General features: G+C 61.5%; 16 protein-coding genes, 2 tRNA genes and 1 pseudogene. 16 read left to right on the top strand and 3 right to left on the bottom strand.

What is annotated here, in order from left to right:
- The first annotated feature begins 35 nt into the window (after positions 1–35).
- From ACYU03_RS15160 to ACYU03_RS15105, 12 genes and pseudogenes are all read left to right on the top strand, one after another.
- Positions 36–112, top strand: a tRNA-Val gene (locus tag ACYU03_RS15160).
- A gap of 229 nt (positions 113–341) precedes the next feature.
- Positions 342–418 (top strand) — tRNA-Val (locus tag ACYU03_RS15155).
- A gap of 441 nt (positions 419–859) precedes the next feature.
- A complete protein-coding gene (locus ACYU03_RS15150; RefSeq protein ID WP_461885402.1) occupies positions 860–1,726 on the top strand; it encodes a pirin family protein in 867 nt (288 codons plus the stop codon).
- Positions 1,727–1,781: 55 nt separating this feature from the next.
- Positions 1,782–2,471 (top strand): hydrolase, encoded by a 690-nt coding sequence (locus tag ACYU03_RS15145; protein ID WP_461885401.1) that lies wholly within the window; start codon positions 1,782–1,784, stop codon positions 2,469–2,471.
- 29 nt (positions 2,472–2,500) lie between these two features.
- A complete protein-coding gene (gene ycaC, locus ACYU03_RS15140; protein ID WP_461885399.1) occupies positions 2,501–3,127 on the top strand; it encodes an isochorismate family cysteine hydrolase YcaC in 627 nt (208 codons plus the stop codon).
- A gap of 255 nt (positions 3,128–3,382) precedes the next feature.
- Positions 3,383–3,936 (top strand): annotated as a pseudogene (locus ACYU03_RS15135) (OprD family outer membrane porin); the annotation flags it as partial.
- 8 nt (positions 3,937–3,944) lie between these two features.
- A complete protein-coding gene (locus ACYU03_RS15130; protein ID WP_461885398.1) occupies positions 3,945–6,098 on the top strand; it encodes an FUSC family protein in 2,154 nt (717 codons plus the stop codon).
- Positions 6,088–6,294 (top strand): DUF1656 domain-containing protein, encoded by a 207-nt coding sequence (locus tag ACYU03_RS15125; RefSeq protein WP_461885396.1) that lies wholly within the window; start codon positions 6,088–6,090, stop codon positions 6,292–6,294. The genes ACYU03_RS15130 and ACYU03_RS15125 overlap by 11 nt, the downstream gene beginning before the upstream one ends.
- Complete coding sequence (locus ACYU03_RS15120; RefSeq protein WP_461885394.1) at positions 6,295–7,242, top strand: HlyD family efflux transporter periplasmic adaptor subunit; 948 nt, start codon at positions 6,295–6,297, stop codon at positions 7,240–7,242.
- Positions 7,243–7,261: 19 nt separating this feature from the next.
- Positions 7,262–8,170: a LysR substrate-binding domain-containing protein gene (locus ACYU03_RS15115; protein WP_461885393.1), complete on the top strand. Its 909-nt coding sequence runs from the start codon at positions 7,262–7,264 to the stop codon at positions 8,168–8,170.
- 108 nt (positions 8,171–8,278) lie between these two features.
- Positions 8,279–8,857, top strand: coding sequence for an SPOR domain-containing protein (locus tag ACYU03_RS15110; RefSeq protein ID WP_461885392.1), 579 nt, complete (start codon positions 8,279–8,281; stop codon positions 8,855–8,857).
- Positions 8,858–9,069: 212 nt separating this feature from the next.
- Entirely contained in the window at positions 9,070–9,495 is a 426-nt protein-coding gene (locus tag ACYU03_RS15105; protein ID WP_461885390.1) for a GTP pyrophosphokinase, read from the top strand.
- 3 nt (positions 9,496–9,498) lie between these two features.
- Here the strand turns inward: ACYU03_RS15105 and ACYU03_RS15100 are convergent, their stop codons facing one another.
- From ACYU03_RS15100 to ACYU03_RS15090, 3 genes are all read right to left on the bottom strand, one after another.
- Positions 9,499–10,191, bottom strand: coding sequence for an endonuclease (locus ACYU03_RS15100; protein WP_461885389.1), 693 nt, complete (start codon positions 10,189–10,191; stop codon positions 9,499–9,501).
- 6 nt (positions 10,192–10,197) lie between these two features.
- Positions 10,198–10,440, bottom strand: a complete 243-nt coding sequence (locus ACYU03_RS15095; protein WP_461885387.1) for a DUF1654 domain-containing protein — start codon at positions 10,438–10,440, stop codon at positions 10,198–10,200.
- Between the two features lie 248 nt (positions 10,441–10,688).
- Complete coding sequence (locus tag ACYU03_RS15090; protein WP_461891474.1) at positions 10,689–11,777, bottom strand: asparaginase; 1,089 nt, start codon at positions 11,775–11,777, stop codon at positions 10,689–10,691.
- Between the two features lie 332 nt (positions 11,778–12,109).
- Between ACYU03_RS15090 and ACYU03_RS15085 the strand changes: the two genes are divergently transcribed.
- From ACYU03_RS15085 to ACYU03_RS15070, 4 genes are read left to right on the top strand one after another with little or no spacing between them, the layout of a single operon-like run.
- Complete coding sequence (locus ACYU03_RS15085; RefSeq protein ID WP_461885386.1) at positions 12,110–13,066, top strand: substrate-binding domain-containing protein; 957 nt, start codon at positions 12,110–12,112, stop codon at positions 13,064–13,066.
- Positions 13,067–13,110: 44 nt separating this feature from the next.
- On the top strand, positions 13,111–14,661 hold the full coding sequence (locus tag ACYU03_RS15080) for a sugar ABC transporter ATP-binding protein (protein ID WP_461885385.1): 1,551 nt from the start codon (positions 13,111–13,113) through the stop codon (positions 14,659–14,661).
- Positions 14,658–15,653: an ABC transporter permease gene (locus tag ACYU03_RS15075; protein WP_461885384.1), complete on the top strand. Its 996-nt coding sequence runs from the start codon at positions 14,658–14,660 to the stop codon at positions 15,651–15,653. The genes ACYU03_RS15080 and ACYU03_RS15075 overlap by 4 nt, the downstream gene beginning before the upstream one ends.
- A 3-nt stretch (positions 15,654–15,656) precedes the next feature.
- Entirely contained in the window at positions 15,657–16,679 is a 1,023-nt protein-coding gene (locus ACYU03_RS15070; RefSeq protein ID WP_461885383.1) for a LacI family DNA-binding transcriptional regulator, read from the top strand.
- Positions 16,680–16,682 lie beyond the last annotated feature (3 nt).

Below are 16,682 nucleotides of genomic sequence, written 5' to 3'. Positions count from 1 at the left end.
TCTTTTCGGAATGAGTAGAATGGCCGCCACACGACAGGCACATAGCTCAGTTGGTTAGAGCACCACCTTGACATGGTGGGGGTCGTTGGTTCGAGTCCAATTGTGCCTACCAAATTGAAAAGGGCGATCCCGCAAAGGGTCGCCCTTTTTGCATTCTAGGCTGCTCTCTCCCTGTAGGGAGGGGCTGGCCCGCGATGTGCCAGCCCAGGCAACTTCACGCCAGCAGCGGCAACGCCGTTTGTACGAACTTCGTTTGCCGGCACCCCGCAAAGTTTTTGATTTTTTTGAGAAAAACTACTTTACAGGGTCACGCTTCCTCCGTATTATGCGCCCCACACGACAGGCACATAGCTCAGTTGGTTAGAGCACCACCTTGACATGGTGGGGGTCGTTGGTTCGAGTCCAATTGTGCCTACCAAATAAAAGTCCCGGTTTCCGGGCACATGAAGGGCGATCCGAGAGGGTCGCCCTTTTTGCTTTTGCAGAATATTTGCAAAAGCACCCATCTCAACGCGGTTCATTCTGGCCCCGACCACCGGTCAGATTGCGAGATCCGCCTTCACTTCGACGTACTGAGTTTCCTTTGGTACGTGTCCTTCCCGATACATCTTTGTCATCCCTGGGGTGATGCATCACAGCCCGCGAGCGCCCAGCCGGGAGTGCCTCGGAATGACCAGGTAGACCATCAGAAACACCATCCCATCGCCACAGGGTCCCCGTTCAAGGGGCGACTTCGTAGCACCGACAAGAGAGGTCGAGTGTTCACGAAATAGAACTCTGCAGGCCATTTTTTTGGCCTACCGCCGACGGTGATATCCAACTACCGTGAATGCCTACGGTCGTGATGCAGGGCGGGGCAATGAAAAAAATCCTGGGTGTATACACCAGTGCCAGCTCCCATTGGGTAGGGGACGGTTTCCCAGTGCGCACGCTGTTTTCCTACGACAGCTTAGGCAAGCACATTAGTCCATTTCTATTGCTCGACTTTGCTGGGCCACAAGATTTCGCGCCTACCACGAGCCGTCGAGGCGTGGGGCAACATCCACATCGTGGCTTTGAAACAGTCACTATTGTTTTTAAGGGAGAGCTCGAACATCGAGACTCTACAGGGGCCGGTGGGCGCATTGGCCCCGGAGATGTGCAATGGATGACGGCTGCGTCGGGCATCCTCCATGAGGAGTTCCACGCCGAAGCCTTCAGTCGCATTGGCGGGACGCTGGAAATGGCGCAGTTATGGGTCAATCTGCCCGCGCGGGACAAATCATCATCGCCGCGCTACCAGACTATTCTCGACAACACCATTCCGGTCATCCCGCTGGCCAGGGACGCCGGCACGCTTCGCCTGATTGCCGGCGCCTTCGATAACCAGCAAGGCCCCGCCCGAACTTTTACCCCCATCAATGTCTGGGACGTGCGGCTCAAGCGTGACAAGTCGATCAAGCTGCTGTTGAGCACAGGGCATACCGTCATCCTGGCAGTGTTGCAAGGTACGTTGCAGGTGAACGGTAACCAGATCGTACGGGAGGCCCAGACGGTGTTGTTCGATCGCGTCGGCGACAGGGTGCTGCTGGAAGCGAACGATGAAGCCCATGTACTGCTACTGAGCGGGGAGCCCATCAATGAGCCAGTCGTTGGCCACGGACCTTTCGTGATGAATAGCAACGCTGAAATCCAGCAGGCGATCCAAGACTTCCAAGCTGGGCGATTCGGTGCGCTGGACGACTAACGATTCTGTTACCAGCAGCAGGATGGCCTTAAATCCGTGCAAAGAGGAAATCATCATGAGCAATTTTGCGCAAGTCGCCAACTTCAATGGCCAGGTTCCCAGGATCGACCCCGATAATGCCGCAATGTTGTTGATTGATCATCAGAGCGGATTGTTCCAGACGGTCAAGGACATGCCCATGACCACTCTCCGGGCCAATGCCATTACGTTGGCGAAGGTCGCCACGCTGGCCAAAATCCCGGTTATTACTACCGCCTCTGTCCCGCAGGGCCCCAACGGCCCGTTGATTCCGGAAATCCACGAAGCCGCGCCCCATGCCCAGTACGTCGCCCGCAAAGGTGAAATCAATGCCTGGGACAATCCCGAGTTCGTCGCGGCGGTGGAGAAGACCGGCCGCAAGCAACTGATCATCGCCGGCACTATCACCAGTGTGTGCATGGCCTTCCCCAGCATCAGCGCGGTGGCTGCCGGTTATCAGGTGTTCGCCGTCATCGATGCGTCTGGCACCTATTCCAAGATGGCCCAGGAGATCACTCTTGCGCGCATCGTCCAGGCTGGCGTGGTGCCTATGGACACCGCCGCAGTGTGTTCGGAAGTGCAGCAAACTTGGAACCGTCCAGACGCCGCTCAGTGGGCCGAAGCCTACAGCGCTGTGTTCCCGCACTACCAACTGCTGATCGAGAGCTACATGAAGGCGCAGTCGGTAGTGACCAACAAAGAGCAACTGGATTCTGATCGCAAGTGACCTACCACAACGAAGAAAGGAGAATACCCATGGCTTTCCAATACAAGCGTCTGGACAAGAACAACGCTGCAGTTCTGTTGGTCGATCACCAGACCGGCCTTCTCTCCCTAGTGCGGGACATCGACCCAGACCGGTTCAAGAACAACGTACTGGCCCTGTCGGACCTGGCCAAGTACTTCAAGCTGCCGACCATCCTTACCACCAGCTTCGAGAACGGCCCCAATGGCCCGCTGGTGCCCGAGCTCAAGGAGCAGTTCCCTGAGGCGCCCTACATCGCCCGTCCCGGCAACATCAATGCTTGGGACAACGAGGACTTCGTCAAGGCGGTGAAGGCCACCGGCAAGAAGCAACTGATCATCGCGGGCGTGGTGACCGAGGTGTGCGTGGCCTTCCCGGCGTTGTCGGCCCTGGAGGAGGGCTTCGATGTCTTCGTGGTCACCGATGCTTCCGGTACCTTCAACGAACTGACCCGGGATTCGGCCTGGCGCCGGATGGAAGCCGCCGGTGCGCAGTTGATGACTTGGTTCGGCGTGGCCTGCGAGCTGCACCGCGATTGGCGCAACGATATCGAAGGCCTGGGGACCTTGTTCTCTAACCACATCCCGGACTATCGCAACCTGATGAGTAGCTTCAGTTTGCTGAACGCTCCTAAATGATCCAAGGGCGAGGAGTCATATCGTAGCGTATGGCTCCTCGACCCGATGAGTTCCCAATTGTTGTGCAAACGATTTTCAATGAGGAATTGCAATGGGAGAGCCCACCGTCCGCGCATCCTTTGGAGGCGTGGCATTCCAGGTGAACCTGACCGATGGTCAGCATCGGTGGGGCAGTGATGTCCCTGTGGCATTAGGGGGTGGGGATACAGCGCCGACGCCTCACCAACTGTTGTTGTCGTCTTTGGGAGCTTGCACCTCCATCACGGTCGCCTCAAGGGCATGTGGAATCAGTATTACATAGGGGGCGCAGGCTTTTGGGGTAAACGATGCGCTTGTCCTCAAGCTCTCCCTGCACTATTACAAGGCGCAGGACCAGGGGCGCAGCCAACTGGGCGACATCGATAACGACACCTACGGTGCTGGAGTCTGCGCAACCGCTTATGGCCAGACCTTGACCCTTGGGCTGCAGAAGGTCGACGCAAGAACGCCCTTCGACTACATCACGCAAAACGACCGGATCTTCCTCTATCTAAGCAACTCCCACCAGTTCATCGCCACCTACACACGGGGCGAGGCAGACCTGACCCGCGTGGGCCCCAACAGCGTCGGCTATGGTTACATCTACAACCCGGATGGCAGGTATGCGAAGCATTGGGAGCGGGACCTTGTCGTCAAATACCAAGTACCTTCATTGCGCTGGGCCACTCACCGTGAGGTGTGATGGTTATACCGCTCCAGGCAATATGCGGGGCAACTCCAGAGCCGATGAGTACCGCTTGATCCTCGATTATCCGATCAGCTTGTTTTGAGACATCCAATGGCGCCGTTGATCTCCTATTTCAAACTGGCACTTAACCCCGGCCGCGCGGTGCTGTTCTTCTCTCTACGCACCATCGTCGCGGGTCTGTTGTGCCTATACCTGGCGTTCATCTTCGACTTGGAGCAGCCGAAGTGGGCGCTGATGACCGTGATCATCATCAGCCTGCCGCTGGCCGGCATGACCCTCAAGCGTAGCTTCGCCCAGGTACTGGGTACGGCGGCTGGGGCTGCCGTGGCGGTGGCGATCATGGCGCTGTTCCCCCAGGCGCCGATGCCCTTCATTGTCTGCCTTGCCCTGTGGCTGGCGTTCTGCACGGCTGGTGGCACGCTGCTGCGCTACACCGATTCCCATGCCTTCGTCTTGAGCGGATTTACCGCTGTCGTGGTAGCGATGCTGGCGATCCCGGAGCCGGACGGCATCCTCATGCTGGCCATCACCCGGCTGACAGAAACCCTTTTGGCGGTGGCCTGTGTCGCCGTGGTCAGCCTGTTGACAGCGCGCCCGCAGGCCGTGTCGCAGAGCTACTTCAGCAAGGTCGACAGTCTGGTCAAGCTGATCGCCCGGCATGCTGCCGAGGTGGTCAGGACAGAGGAAGACGAAGCCGCCTTCCACCAGCGCCAGGCTCAACTGATCGCCGAGATCAGCGCGTTGGAGGGCCTGCGTCGGCATCTGTATTTCGACGCGCCACACCTGCGCAGCGCCGATGGGCTGGTGCAGTTGCTGGCCAACCAACTGGTGCTGCTGGTGTCGCGCCTGCTGGTGCTGCGTCAGCAACGCGCGCTGATCAAGCAGCACTGGCAAGGACCATTGCCGGCAGACATCCAATTGTTGCGCCAAGCCGAGCTGGACAGCCTGGATGCGCTGGCCCGTGACGGTGTGGCGCTGTCAGCGCAGTGTCGCGAGTCGATCCGCAGCCTGCACCAGGGCTTCGATGAGGCGGCCGACCGTGCCGAGTTCCTCAGCGAGCCATTGCCGCCGCGCATGCGCTCGCTGGCCTGGGCCCTGCGTTGGGAGCAAGCACGCTTGCTACAGCAACTGAACGAACTGATCGAACTCGACGAGGCGATCCAACAGGGCAGGGCGGCCAGCAGTCCTCACGCCCAAGGGCAGGTCAGTGCCTTGCACTTGGATTTCCGCCTGGCTGGCATGAACGCCGTGCGGGCCTTCCTGGCGTTGTTTCTCTCCGGCTGGCTGTGGATCGAGACAGCCTGGGACGGTGCGCGTGCCGGGGTGATTCTGATCGGCGTGATGTGTTCGTTGATGGCGACACTACCCCGGCCCTTGCTGGCCAGCCAGAACTACAACCGCGGCCTGCTGGTCGCGCTGGTGTTGTCGGCCGTGTACCAGTTCGCCCTGTTGCCGATCTTCACCGATTTCGAAATGCTCGCCTTGTGCCTGGTGCCGTTGCTTTATCTCTCCGCTGTCGGCCTGGCCAACCCCATGACCGCGGGCATCGGCATGGGCATCGGGCTGATCAGCTTGCTGATGATTGGCCCCCAGAATGTCAGCGTTTACCACAACACGGCCATCCAATGGTTCGAGTTCGCCGGGGGGTATTCGGCCGCTGGCGTGCTGGCCATGGTGGTGTTTGCCCTGGTGTTTCCGTTCAACCCGCAAAAGCGTATGGCCCGGTTGTTCAGCCTGAGCCGCGAGGACGTGTACCTGCTGGTGACCGCGCCGTCCAGCCTGGTGCGCCAGTTCGAATTCGAGAGCCGCATGCTGGATCGGCTCTCGGCGATGAGCGGCGTACTGCCGGCTACCAGCGATGCCCGCTCCCGGGAACTGTTCGATTGCAGCCTGGTGTGCCCGGCGTTGGCCATTGCCCTGGTTCAGGCCCAGGCCCAATGCGTCAGCAGCGAGGTACTGCCGGAAGGCATGAAGGCGCGTTTGCACCTAGGGTTGCAGGAGATGGCGGATGTCATTGGTGCGCGCCGCCTGGTGGATATAGACGGTTTGCTGCAGGAACTGGACGAACTCGGCGAAACCCTGGACGCGTTGCACCAGGCGCATTTCGAAGCCGGTCGGAAAGCGTTGCGGCAGTTGTTCATCCTGCGCGTCGCGCTGGCCATCGCCGGCCAGTTGTTGCAGCGCTATCGAGCGGTCCTGGCGTCGGCCGCGTTGTCTGAAGAGGAGGGCGTCTATGCCCATTGATTTCGAGTTCGGCGGTGTCTACCTGCCGCCGATTGCGCAGGCCCTGCTGCTGGCCTTGCCGCTGTTTTTGATCGCCGACGCGTTGTTGCGCCGTGTCGGCGTGCTGGCGCTGGTGTGGCACCCGGCCTTGTTCCAGGGCGCCCTGTATACCGCGATCTGCGCGGCTTTGGTGTTGTCGATGGGAGTGAGCCTGTAGATGTCTGCGTTGAAACCTGTTCTTTCCAAAGCCCTGACCCTGGCGGTGCTGGCGCTTGCGCTGGTGCTGGGCTGGTTTGCCTGGGACTACTACACCCGTGCGCCCTGGACCCGTGATGCCCGGGTGCGGGCAGATGTGGTGACCCTGTCGGCTGAGGTGGCGGGACGCATCATCGAGCTGCCGGTGCACGACAACCAGTTCGTCCGCCAGGGCGAACTGCTGCTGCAGATCGATCCGGCTCGCTACGAGCTGGCCGTGCTGCATGCCGAGCGTGCCGTCGAGGTCGCGCGTGCCGCTCTGGGGCAGTCGCAGGCCTCGATCGTGGCCAACGAGGCCCTGCTCAAACAGCGCCGTAGCGAAGAGCAACGCCGACGCAAGCTTCAGTCATTGTCGGCGATCTCTGCTGAGGAGTGGGAGAAGTCCAGCACTGATGTGGCCGTGGCCCAGGCCGACCTGTTGCGTGAGCAGTCCAACCTAGGCCTGGCCCAAGCCAACGTGCAGCTCGCCGAGGCCATGCTGAAGCAGGCCCGGCTCGACCTGGAGCGAACCCGGGTCACCGCTCCTGTCAGTGGTTATGTGACCAACCTGCTGACCCGCCAGGGCGACTACGCCCAGCCGGGGACGCCCCTGTTGGCCTTGGTAGATAGCGCATCGTTCCACGTCAGTGGTTACTTTGAGGAAACCAAACTACCCAAGATCAAGGTGGGCAGCCGCGCGCGCATCGCCCTGATGAGTGGCGAGGTGCTGGAGGGCACGGTGGAGAGCATTGCCTACGCTATCACCGACCGTGAGAACCAGCCGGGCGACCGCCTGCTGGCCAACGTCAACCCGAGCTATACCTGGGTCAAGCTTGCCCAGAGGATTCCGGTGCGCCTACGCCTGGAACGCAGTGCCGATGCGCCGCCGCTGCGTGCCGGGACCACGGCGACGGTCACCATTCTGGAGTGAAAGTGGGTGAGCCTGTCGCATGTTTGATCTGAATGACCTGTATCTCTACACCAAGGTGGTCGAGCATGGTGGCTTCGCGCCCGCCGGGAGAATCCTCGGCTTGCCGAAATCACGCCTGAGCCGGCGCGTCGCCAAGCTGGAAGAGCGCCTGGGCGTGCGCCTGATCCAGCGCTCGACCCGACAGTTCGCGGTCACCGAAGTCGGCCTTGAGTACTACCATCACTGCGTATCGATGATGGACAGGGCCTTCGCCGCCGAGGATGTGATTGAACGCAGCCGCATCCTACCCAGTGGTATTGTCCGCCTGGCCTGCAGTACGCCGCTGCTGGACTCGCGTTTGGCACCGATGCTGGCACGTTTCATGGCGGGGTGCCCGGTGGTGGAGTTGCTGGTCAAGAGCTACAACCGGCGGGTCGATGTCATTGGCGAGGGTTTTGACCTGGTCCTGAGCGTGCGTCACCAGCCGTTGGAGAGCAGTGAGCTGGTGATGCGTAAGCTGGCCCAAAGCCGCCAGTGCCTGGTGGTGGCGCCACGTCTGTTGGGCGGTCACGACTGCCCGCTGCTGCCGTCGGACCTGTTCGAACTGCCGAGCCTTGGCTGGGGTGCCAATATTCAGGAATACATCTGGGACCTGGACGGGCCGGACGGAGCCGGGGTGTCCATTCGCTTCCGGCCGCGCCTGGTGTCGGACGACCTGGCCGTGTTGCATCAGGGCGCCTTGGCTGGTGTCGGTGTGGTGCTGCTGCCAGAAGAGCTGGTGCACGCCGATCTGGCGGCTGGGCGCTTGGTGCATGCACTGGAAGGTTGGACGCCACGGATGGGCGAAATCGTCGCGCTATTTCCTTCCCGTCGCGGCCTGATGCCGGCGGTACGCAAGTTAATCGATTTTCTGGTCGATGAGTTCGAAAAAGAGGTCGGTGCGTATTGAAGGGTCGGCACAGGAGTACAGTGCTTGTACCTCTATAGCTGCTTGGTCTCAGGGTAATCCAGCCCCTGGCATGGTAGACTCCGGGCCTCGAAATCAGGAGGTAGGCGCGTGCGCAAAGTGGCGGTGGTAATGGCGGTGCTGGTGCTGGCCGGCTGTGAGAACGAAGTCGAAGGCGTGCACAAGCAGGTCGCCGAGCATCTGCAGAACCCCAAGACAGCCAAGTTCGCCAACGTGCGAATCGACACCCAGGGTTCTATCTGTGGCCAGGTGCGCGGTAAGGATGACGCCGGTACTTTCGAGCCGTACCGCAGCTACGTCGCGATCAAGCACGATGGTCAGTACGAAATCCTCATCGACGGTGTCGGCGACGCCGGCACCATCCTGCGTATCCGTGAAGTCTGTGGCGGCGCCGACCTGCAGCGCCGCGCCGATGCCCTGGCCGACCAGCCGGCACCAGACGGCTGGGATGTGGAAGTGATCCAAGGCCCGAACATGGGCGCCCTGAGCGACATGACCGCGCGCCTGATCGAGAAGGGCATCCCGTCCTCGGTGGAATACCGCAACGGCAAACCGGTGGTGCTGATGGGACCGTTCCCTAGCAAGGCCGAGGCTGAGGCGCGCAAGGCCGATGTCATGGCCCGCCTGGGCACCGACTCGATCGTTATCCAACACGGGGCTGAGCGCTAGGCTGGAGCGACGAGGGGCTAATCGCCCTGCTGCTAGCTCATAGGGTCGGCGCTATATCGGTAGGAGCCAGCGCCAGCTGGCGATGCCGCCGGTTCTCCAACCCGACGCCATGGTGTTGATGTCGAAGGACATTTGCTTGACTATGCTTCATATCAAGGTGTTTTTGAGGACACCTGTGTCATGCTGCGTCGAACGCTGGAGCAGGAGGGCTCATGTCAACACTGGAGCGGGCTATCGCAGTGGCGGCCAGGGCTCATGAAGGGCAGCGCGACAAGGGAGGCTCGGCCTACATCCTTCACCCATTGCGGGTGATGTTGCGGGTCTCGACGCCGGAGCAGCGGATCGTCGCGGTGCTGCACGATGTGCTGGAAGACTCGCCACTGACCCTGTCGGACCTGGCGCGGGAAGGCTTTGCCCTCAAGATTCTTGCGGCGCTGCTGGCCTTGAGCCGCCGCGCTGATGAAAGCTATGAGGATTTCGTCGTTCGCGTCGGGGGCGATCCCCTGGCGCGAGTGGTCAAGTTGGCTGACTTGGCTGACAACAGCGACCTGTCACGCATTCCTTGCCCTGGCCCGGCCGACATGGCCCGCCTGGCCCGCTACCAGCAGGCCAGCGCCTACCTGCAGGCGCTGGCCTGAGCCTTAGCTGCAGGCTCGGAGGTTGACTGGGCCGACAAACTCGTTGCCGTGGCCCATGATGCAGGCCACCTGCTGGTTGCGTTGCTGCTCCCAGGGTTGCGGCGGGTAGGTCTTGTTCCAGGCATTGAACAGTTGCCGGTCCTGCTTCGACAGGCGCAAGTCATAGTGCTTGCTCATATAGAAGTAGGTGCGCGCGATCATTCCTCGGATCGACGGGCGAGGCATGACCTTTCTGGCCTTGAAGTCGACCTGGGTCAGGCAACTGCCATATTGCCCTTGCTGCTGGGGTAGCCAGCCGAAACTATAGTTGCTGCGGTCTCCGTTGACCTCGCCGATACTCGGCACCAGGTTGTGCAGGTCGGCTTCGGCCCGCTGGAAGACCTTGTCGTTGCGTGAACAATTCTTGCGTCCACCGTTCTGCCAGCATTGGCGCTGGTGGCCGATGTGCCAGGCCGGGACGATATGCTCCCATTCGATGCGTGAGGCGCGCTGGGCATTCTTGCGCGGGACGTAGCCGCAGGTCTTCAAATCCACCTTGTTGCCCTTGTATTTGCAGCCGCAGTAGAACTCGGTGGATTGCGGCGCATACAGGCGCCACGCGACCTTCTTGGCTTCACTGAAGGTGCGCGGGGCGTCGGCATGGGCGAGGGTGGCGGTGAACAGCAGGCAGGCAGTAGCGAAAAGCGAAACTCTCATGCGGGGTCAGTCTTCCTTCGGCACGGTCCAGAAGATCTGCACACCGCCATCGTCGCGGTGAGCGATGGTGACGTTGTCGTTCTCGGCAATTTCTTCGAGCAAGGTTTCCCAGTCGTCCGGCGACTCATGTTCAAGGCGCATGAGCAGGGCGGTACGGCTGCGCTGGGCGATCGGGCTGTTGATGATCTTCTGGATACGCAGACCCAGTTGTTCATAACTGCTGGGGGAAGAGGCTGCGGGGGTGGCCACGGGATGTTTCCTTATTTTGCTGTATGCGCATACAGTATTTCACTGTACGAAAATTCGCAACTGAGCATCAGTAAAAGAGCGCATGTGACCGTGAGGCGCTCATTCTGCTGCAGCAAACAGGAATATTTTTTGGCGAGGGTAGGGTGGGGCGAGGGCTGTGCCCTTGATTACGGGCAGTAGCAGCCTCAGGGGCTGCGCGCGGTCTTGTGTCGCGGTGACCGCGCGGCAGCCCGAAGGCCTTTATCTAATCAGTATTCCCAGAAGATCCGCTGCAGTTCCTTGCTGTCCTGGGTCTTGGTCAGTGCGACCATGGCCAGGATCCGCGCCTTCTGTGGGTTCAGGTCATGGGCCACGACCCAGTCGTTCTTGTCGTCAGGCTGTTCGGCATTGCGCAGCACGAAACCGCCGCCATTGACGTGGGAAGAGCGGATGATCTGCACGCCATCCTTGCGCAGCTCCTGCAGGGCAGGGACTACGCGCGAGGAGACCGAGCCATTGCCGGTGCCGGCGTGGATGATTGCCTTGGCGCCGTTCTGAGCCAGAGCCTTGTAGGCGGTATCGGTCACGTTGCCGTAGCCGTAGGCGATATCCACGGCTGGCAGGCTGCTGATGTTCTTGATATCGAACTCCGAATCGGTGGTGTGGCGCTTGGCGGGCAGGCGGAACCAGTACGATTTGCCTTCGACCACCATGCCCAGTGGGCCCCACTGGCTCTTGAAGGCTTCGGTCTTGATGTTGATGGATTTGCTCACATCGCGGCCGGACTGGATCTCGTCGTTCATGGTCACCAGGACGCCTTTGCCCTTGGCATCCTTGCTGCCGGCCACGGCCACGGCGTTGTACAGGTTGAGCATGCCGTCGGCGGACATGGCGGTGCCTGGGCGCATGGAGCCGACGACCACGATTGGCTTGTCGGTCTTCTCTACCAGGTTGAGGAAGTAGGCGGTCTCTTCCAGGGTGTCGGTGCCATGGGTGATGACGATGCCATCGACGTCCTTGCTGTCGGCCAGCTCGGCAACGCGTTTGCCCAATTGCAACAGGTTGTCGTTGCTGATGCTCTCGGACGCGATCTGCATGACCTGCTCGCCACGTACGTTGGCGATATCGGCCAGTTCCGGTACACCGGCGATCAGCTTGTCGACGCCGAGCTTGGCGGCCTGGTAGGTGGCGCTGTTGGCCGCGCTGGCGCCCGCGCCGGCGATGGTGCCGCCGGTGGCGAGAATCACCACATTGGCCAGTTTCGTCTGGTTTTCGACTTCCTTGGCGTTGACACCTGAGGGGAGGACCAGCAGCAGGGCCAGGGCGCCCGGAACGAAGGAGTGGAGGACAGCTTTCATCATTATTTTCTCTTCTGAATGGAGTTTTCGCTGTGTTGCCTATGAAGATAGGCAGTTTTCGTACCAGCTACTACCGTTCGTCGTGTTTCATTTTCAAGTGCTTGAGATTCATCTGTTTGCCTGTCCGACAGGATAGGTCGTTCAGGCTCTTTTATTCGGCATTCCGAATATTCTTATTAAAAGTGTTCGGTTTTCCGAAAATTTCCCGGATAATTCCTACCCGCGCCGGCGCGGGTCAGGAACGGATTGACAAAAACGGGAGTCGTTCGCATAGTTAGGCAACGCAAACGTTTGCGACCCGACAAAAACCATAAGATCCGGAGTCATTACCCATGAAGTTGCCGTTCCCCGGCCGTCTGCTGGCCATCGCCGTCCTTTCTTCCCTGTCGCTTGCCATGCCGCTCTCCCAGGCCCACGCCGAGGACAAGCCCAAGGTCGCCTTGGTCATGAAATCCCTTGCCAACGAATTCTTCCGCACCATGGAAGACGGGGCCAAGGCCTACCAGAAAGAGCACCCCAATGATTTCGAACTGGTCGCCAACGGCATCAAGGACGAGTCCGATACCGGCAACCAGATCCGTATCGTGGAACAGATGATCGTCTCCGGCGCCAAGGCGCTGGTCATCGCGCCAGCGGACTCCAAGGCCCTGGTGCCAGTGGTGAAGAAGGCCATGGACGCTGGCATCACCGTAGTCAATATCGACAACCGTCTAGACCCCGATGTGCTCAAGAGCAAGAACATCAGCGTGCCATTCGTAGGCCCGGACAACCGCAAGGGCGCGCGTCTGGTCGGTGACTATTTGGCCCAGCAGAAGCTCAAGGCCGGCGACCAGGTCGGTATCATCGAGGGCGTGCCGACCACGACCAATGCCCAGCAGCGCACCGCTGGCTTCAGGGACGCCATGGAGGCCGCGCAGATGAATGTGGTCTCGGTGCAGTCGGGCAACTGGGAGATCGACAAAGGCAACGCCGTGGCCGCCGCCATGCTCAACGAGTACCCCGAGCTCAAGGCGTTGCTGGCAGGCAACGACAGCATGGCCCTGGGCGCCGTCTCCGCCGTACGTGCCGCGGGCAAGACCGGTCAGGTGCAAGTGGTCGGTTACGACAATATCAACGCCATCAAGCCGATGCTCAAGGATGGCCGCGTGCTCGCGACCCTCGAGCAGCACGGTGCCGACCAGGCGGTGTACGGCATCCAGGCCGCGTTGAAGATGATCAAAGGTGAGAGCCCTGAAGTGGATGCCGACAATGTCATCCAGACCCCGGTCGAACTCGTCACTCAACCCTAGTCGTAACGCGCGCCTGCTGTGCGGGCGCACCAGGAGAACCGGCCATGTCAGCGACGGCGAATGTCGTGCTAGCAGTCAGCGCCCTTGGCAAGACTTACGCCCAGCCGGTGTTGGGTGATATCGAATTGAGCCTGCGCGCGGGCGAGGTCTTGGCCCTGACCGGTGAGAACGGTGCAGGCAAGAGCACCTTGTCCAAGCTCATCAGCGGACTGGAAATCCCTACCACCGGGCACATGCATTACCGTGGCCAGCCCTACAGTCCAGGTAGTCGCAGCGAGGCCGAGCGTCTCGGCGTGCGCATGGTCATGCAGGAGCTCAACCTGCTGCCCACCCTGACCGTGGCCGAGAACCTGTTCCTAGACAACCTGCCCAGCCGTGCCGGCTGGATCAGCCAGAAACGCCTGCGGCAGTTGGCCACCGCCGCGATGGCCCAGGTCGGCCTGGACGCCATCGACCCGGACACCCCGGTCGGTGAGCTGGGCATAGGTCACCAGCAGATGGTGGAAATCGCCCGCAACCTGATTGGCGACTGCCATGTACTGATTTTCGACGAGCCCACGGCCATGCTCACCGCCCGCGAGGTGGAGCTGCTGTTCACCCAGATCGAGCGCTTGCGTCAGCGCGGCGTGGCCATCGTCTATATCTCTCACCGACTGGAGGAGCTGCAACGTGTGGCCCAGCGCATCGCTGTGTTGCGGGACGGCAAGCTGGTCTGTGTCGAGCCGATCCAGCGCTACAGCAGCAATGAGTTGGTCAACCTGATGGTGGGTCGTGAGCTGGGCGAGCACATCGACCTGGGACGTAGGCAGATTGGTGCACCGCTGCTCAAGGTCAATAACCTCAGCCGTGGCGACAAGGTTCGCGACGTGTCGTTCGAGGTCCGCGCTGGCGAGATCTTCGGTATTTCCGGGCTGATCGGCGCTGGCCGCACCGAGCTGCTGCGGCTGATCTACGGCGCCGACCATGCCGACAGTGGCAGCCTCGAGATCGGCCAGCCGCCGCGTCCGGTGAGCATCGACTCGCCCAAGGCCGCCGTGCGTGCCGGCATCGCCTTGATCACCGAGGACCGCAAGGGCGAGGGGTTGCTGCTGTCCCAGTCGATCAGCGCCAATATTGCCCTGGGCAACCTCGGCGCCGTGTCTCGCGCCGGTGTGCTCGATGGCGATGCTGAGCGGGCTCTGGCCCTGCGCCAGATCGCTGCTATGCGCATCCGCAGCGCCGGCCCGGCTCAGGCGGTCGGCGAGCTGTCTGGTGGCAATCAGCAGAAGGTGGTGATCGGCCGCTGGCTGGAGCATGACTGCCAGGTGCTGCTGTTCGACGAACCGACCCGTGGCATCGACGTGGGTGCCAAGTTCGATATCTACGGCCTGCTGGCCGAGCTGGCGCGCCACGGCAAGGCCCTGGTGGTGGTGTCCAGCGATTTGCGTGAGTTGATGCTGATCTGCGATCGCATTGCCGTGCTCTCTGCCGGGCGCCTGATCGACACCTTCGAGCGGGAGCATTGGAGCCAGGACCAGCTCCTGGCCGCTGCTTTTGCCGGATACCAGAAACGTGACGCGCTGCTGAACGATGCAGCTCCCAGGACGGACGCATGAAGACCACTCCTCTCGACACCCCGAGCAGCACACCTGTGCGGCGCAGCGGCACCTATTACGGCCTGGGCACCTACCTGGGCCTGGCAGGTGCCTTGCTGGCGATGGTCGTGCTGTTTTCCTTCCTCAGTAGCCACTTTTGGTCTTACGCCACCTTCAGCACCCTGGCTAACCAGATCCCTGACCTGATGGTCTTGGCGGTGGGCATGACCTTCGTCCTGATCATCGGGGGCATCGACCTCTCGGTCGGCTCGGTGCTGGCCCTGGCCGCTTCGACGGTCAGTGTCGCCATCCTCGGTTGGGGCTGGGGCGTACTACCCGCGGCTTTGCTGGGCATGGCCGTGGCGGCCATGGCTGGCAGCATCACTGGCGGCATCACCGTGGCCTGGCGCATCCCATCGTTCATTGTGTCCCTGGGCGTGCTGGAGATGGCCCGTGGCTTGGCCTACCAGTTCACCGACTCTCGCACCGCCTACATCGGCGATGCCTTCGCCTGGTTCTCCAACCCGATCGCCTTCGGCATCTCGCCGTCGTTCATCATTGCCTTGCTGGTGATCATCCTCGCCCAGCTGGTGCTGACCCGCACCGTGTTCGGCCGCTACTTGATCGGCATCGGCACCAACGAAGAGGCCGTGCGTCTGGCCGGTATCGACCCACGCCCATACAAGGTCCTGGTGTTCGCCCTGATGGGGTTGCTCGCCGGGCTTGCAGCGCTGTTCCAGATTTCCCGCCTGGAAGCCGCTGACCCCAATGCTGGTTCGGGCCTGGAACTGCAAGTGATCGCCGCCGTGGTCATCGGCGGTACCAGCCTGATGGGTGGGCGCGGCTCGGTGATCAGCACCTTCTTCGGTGTGCTGATCATCTCGGTTCTGGCCGCCGGCCTCGCGCAGATCGGCGCTTCGGAACCGACCAAACGCATCATCACCGGGGCGGTCATCGTCATCGCCGTGGTGCTCGACACTTACCGCAGCCGGCGTGCGAGCCGGCGGAACTGAACTATGGCAACGATAAAAGACGTCGCGGCACTGGCGGGTATTTCATACACCACCGTGTCCCATGTACTGAACAAGACCCGCCCGGTCAGCGAGCAGGTGCGCCTGAAGGTCGAGGCGGCCATCGCCGAGCTCGACTACGTGCCTAGCGCCGTGGCCCGCTCGTTGAAGGCGCGCAGCACTGCGACCATTGGCTTGCTGGTGCCCAATAGCGTCAACCCGTACTTCGCCGAATTGGCCCGAGGAATCGAGGACGCCTGCGAGCGCAACGGCTACTGCGTGATCCTCTGTAATTCCGACGACAACCCGCAAAAGCAGCGCAGCTACCTGCGTGTGCTGTTGGAAAAGCGCATCGACGGCCTGGTCGTCGCCTCGGTCGGTGAAGACAAGGACTTGCTCGACAGCTTGGCCTGCGTGCGTACGCCGATGGTCATCGTCGACCGCGCTCTGGAGGGTGTCGATGCCGACTTGGTGCGCATCGACCACGAACTCGGCGCCTACCTGGCCACCCGGCATCTGCTCGATCTTGGCCACAGCGACATCGCCTGCATTGGTGGCCCGGCCGATACCGGTGTCGGCCAGTTGCGCCTGGCCGGGTTCCGCCGGGCCATGGCCGAAGCTGGCGTGAGCGTGGCCGAAGGGCGCGTCCTGCACAGCGACTTCACCAGCGATGGCGGCCACGCTGCCGCGGCAAGCCTGCTCGACGGCCAGCGGCCCACGGCGATCTTCGCCGGCAACGACATGATCGGTTTCGGCGTGCTGCGCGCCGCTGCCGAGCGCAACATTGGCGTGCCCTGCGAACTGTCGGTGATCGGTTTCGACGATATCCAGCTCAGCCGCTACGTGTACCCGGCGCTGACCACCGTCGGCCAGTCGATCCGTGAGCTGGGTGAAAGCGCCGCCGAGGTGCTGCTCAAGCGCATCGCCAAGCCCCTGCTCGGGGAGCGGGAGCAGCGCATCGTCAGGCCGAAGATCGTTCTGCGCGAATCCACCGGGCCGCGCCCGGACCTGTTCAATGATTACCGTTGAGAG

Source organism: Pseudomonas sp. X10, assembly GCF_054889225.1.
Note: the sequence above shows the minus strand (reverse complement) of the source record. Positions and strands in the feature narration are given on the sequence as shown.

Coding starts and splice junctions, on each gene's coding strand:
- ACYU03_RS15090 (WP_461891474.1), bottom strand. CDS start 11,777: ATGAAAGCTGTCCTCCACTCCTTCGTTCCGGGCGCCCTGGCCCTGCTG.
- ACYU03_RS15130 (WP_461885398.1), top strand. CDS start 3,945: ATGGCGCCGTTGATCTCCTATTTCAAACTGGCACTTAACCCCGGCCGC.
- ycaC (WP_461885399.1), top strand. CDS start 2,501: ATGGCTTTCCAATACAAGCGTCTGGACAAGAACAACGCTGCAGTTCTG.
- ACYU03_RS15075 (WP_461885384.1), top strand. CDS start 14,658: ATGAAGACCACTCCTCTCGACACCCCGAGCAGCACACCTGTGCGGCGC.
- ACYU03_RS15100 (WP_461885389.1), bottom strand. CDS start 10,191: ATGAGAGTTTCGCTTTTCGCTACTGCCTGCCTGCTGTTCACCGCCACC.
- ACYU03_RS15120 (WP_461885394.1), top strand. CDS start 6,295: ATGTCTGCGTTGAAACCTGTTCTTTCCAAAGCCCTGACCCTGGCGGTG.
- ACYU03_RS15080 (WP_461885385.1), top strand. CDS start 13,111: ATGTCAGCGACGGCGAATGTCGTGCTAGCAGTCAGCGCCCTTGGCAAG.
- ACYU03_RS15070 (WP_461885383.1), top strand. CDS start 15,657: ATGGCAACGATAAAAGACGTCGCGGCACTGGCGGGTATTTCATACACC.
- ACYU03_RS15085 (WP_461885386.1), top strand. CDS start 12,110: ATGAAGTTGCCGTTCCCCGGCCGTCTGCTGGCCATCGCCGTCCTTTCT.
- ACYU03_RS15115 (WP_461885393.1), top strand. CDS start 7,262: ATGTTTGATCTGAATGACCTGTATCTCTACACCAAGGTGGTCGAGCAT.
- ACYU03_RS15145 (WP_461885401.1), top strand. CDS start 1,782: ATGAGCAATTTTGCGCAAGTCGCCAACTTCAATGGCCAGGTTCCCAGG.
- ACYU03_RS15125 (WP_461885396.1), top strand. CDS start 6,088: ATGCCCATTGATTTCGAGTTCGGCGGTGTCTACCTGCCGCCGATTGCG.
- ACYU03_RS15105 (WP_461885390.1), top strand. CDS start 9,070: ATGTCAACACTGGAGCGGGCTATCGCAGTGGCGGCCAGGGCTCATGAA.
- ACYU03_RS15150 (WP_461885402.1), top strand. CDS start 860: ATGAAAAAAATCCTGGGTGTATACACCAGTGCCAGCTCCCATTGGGTA.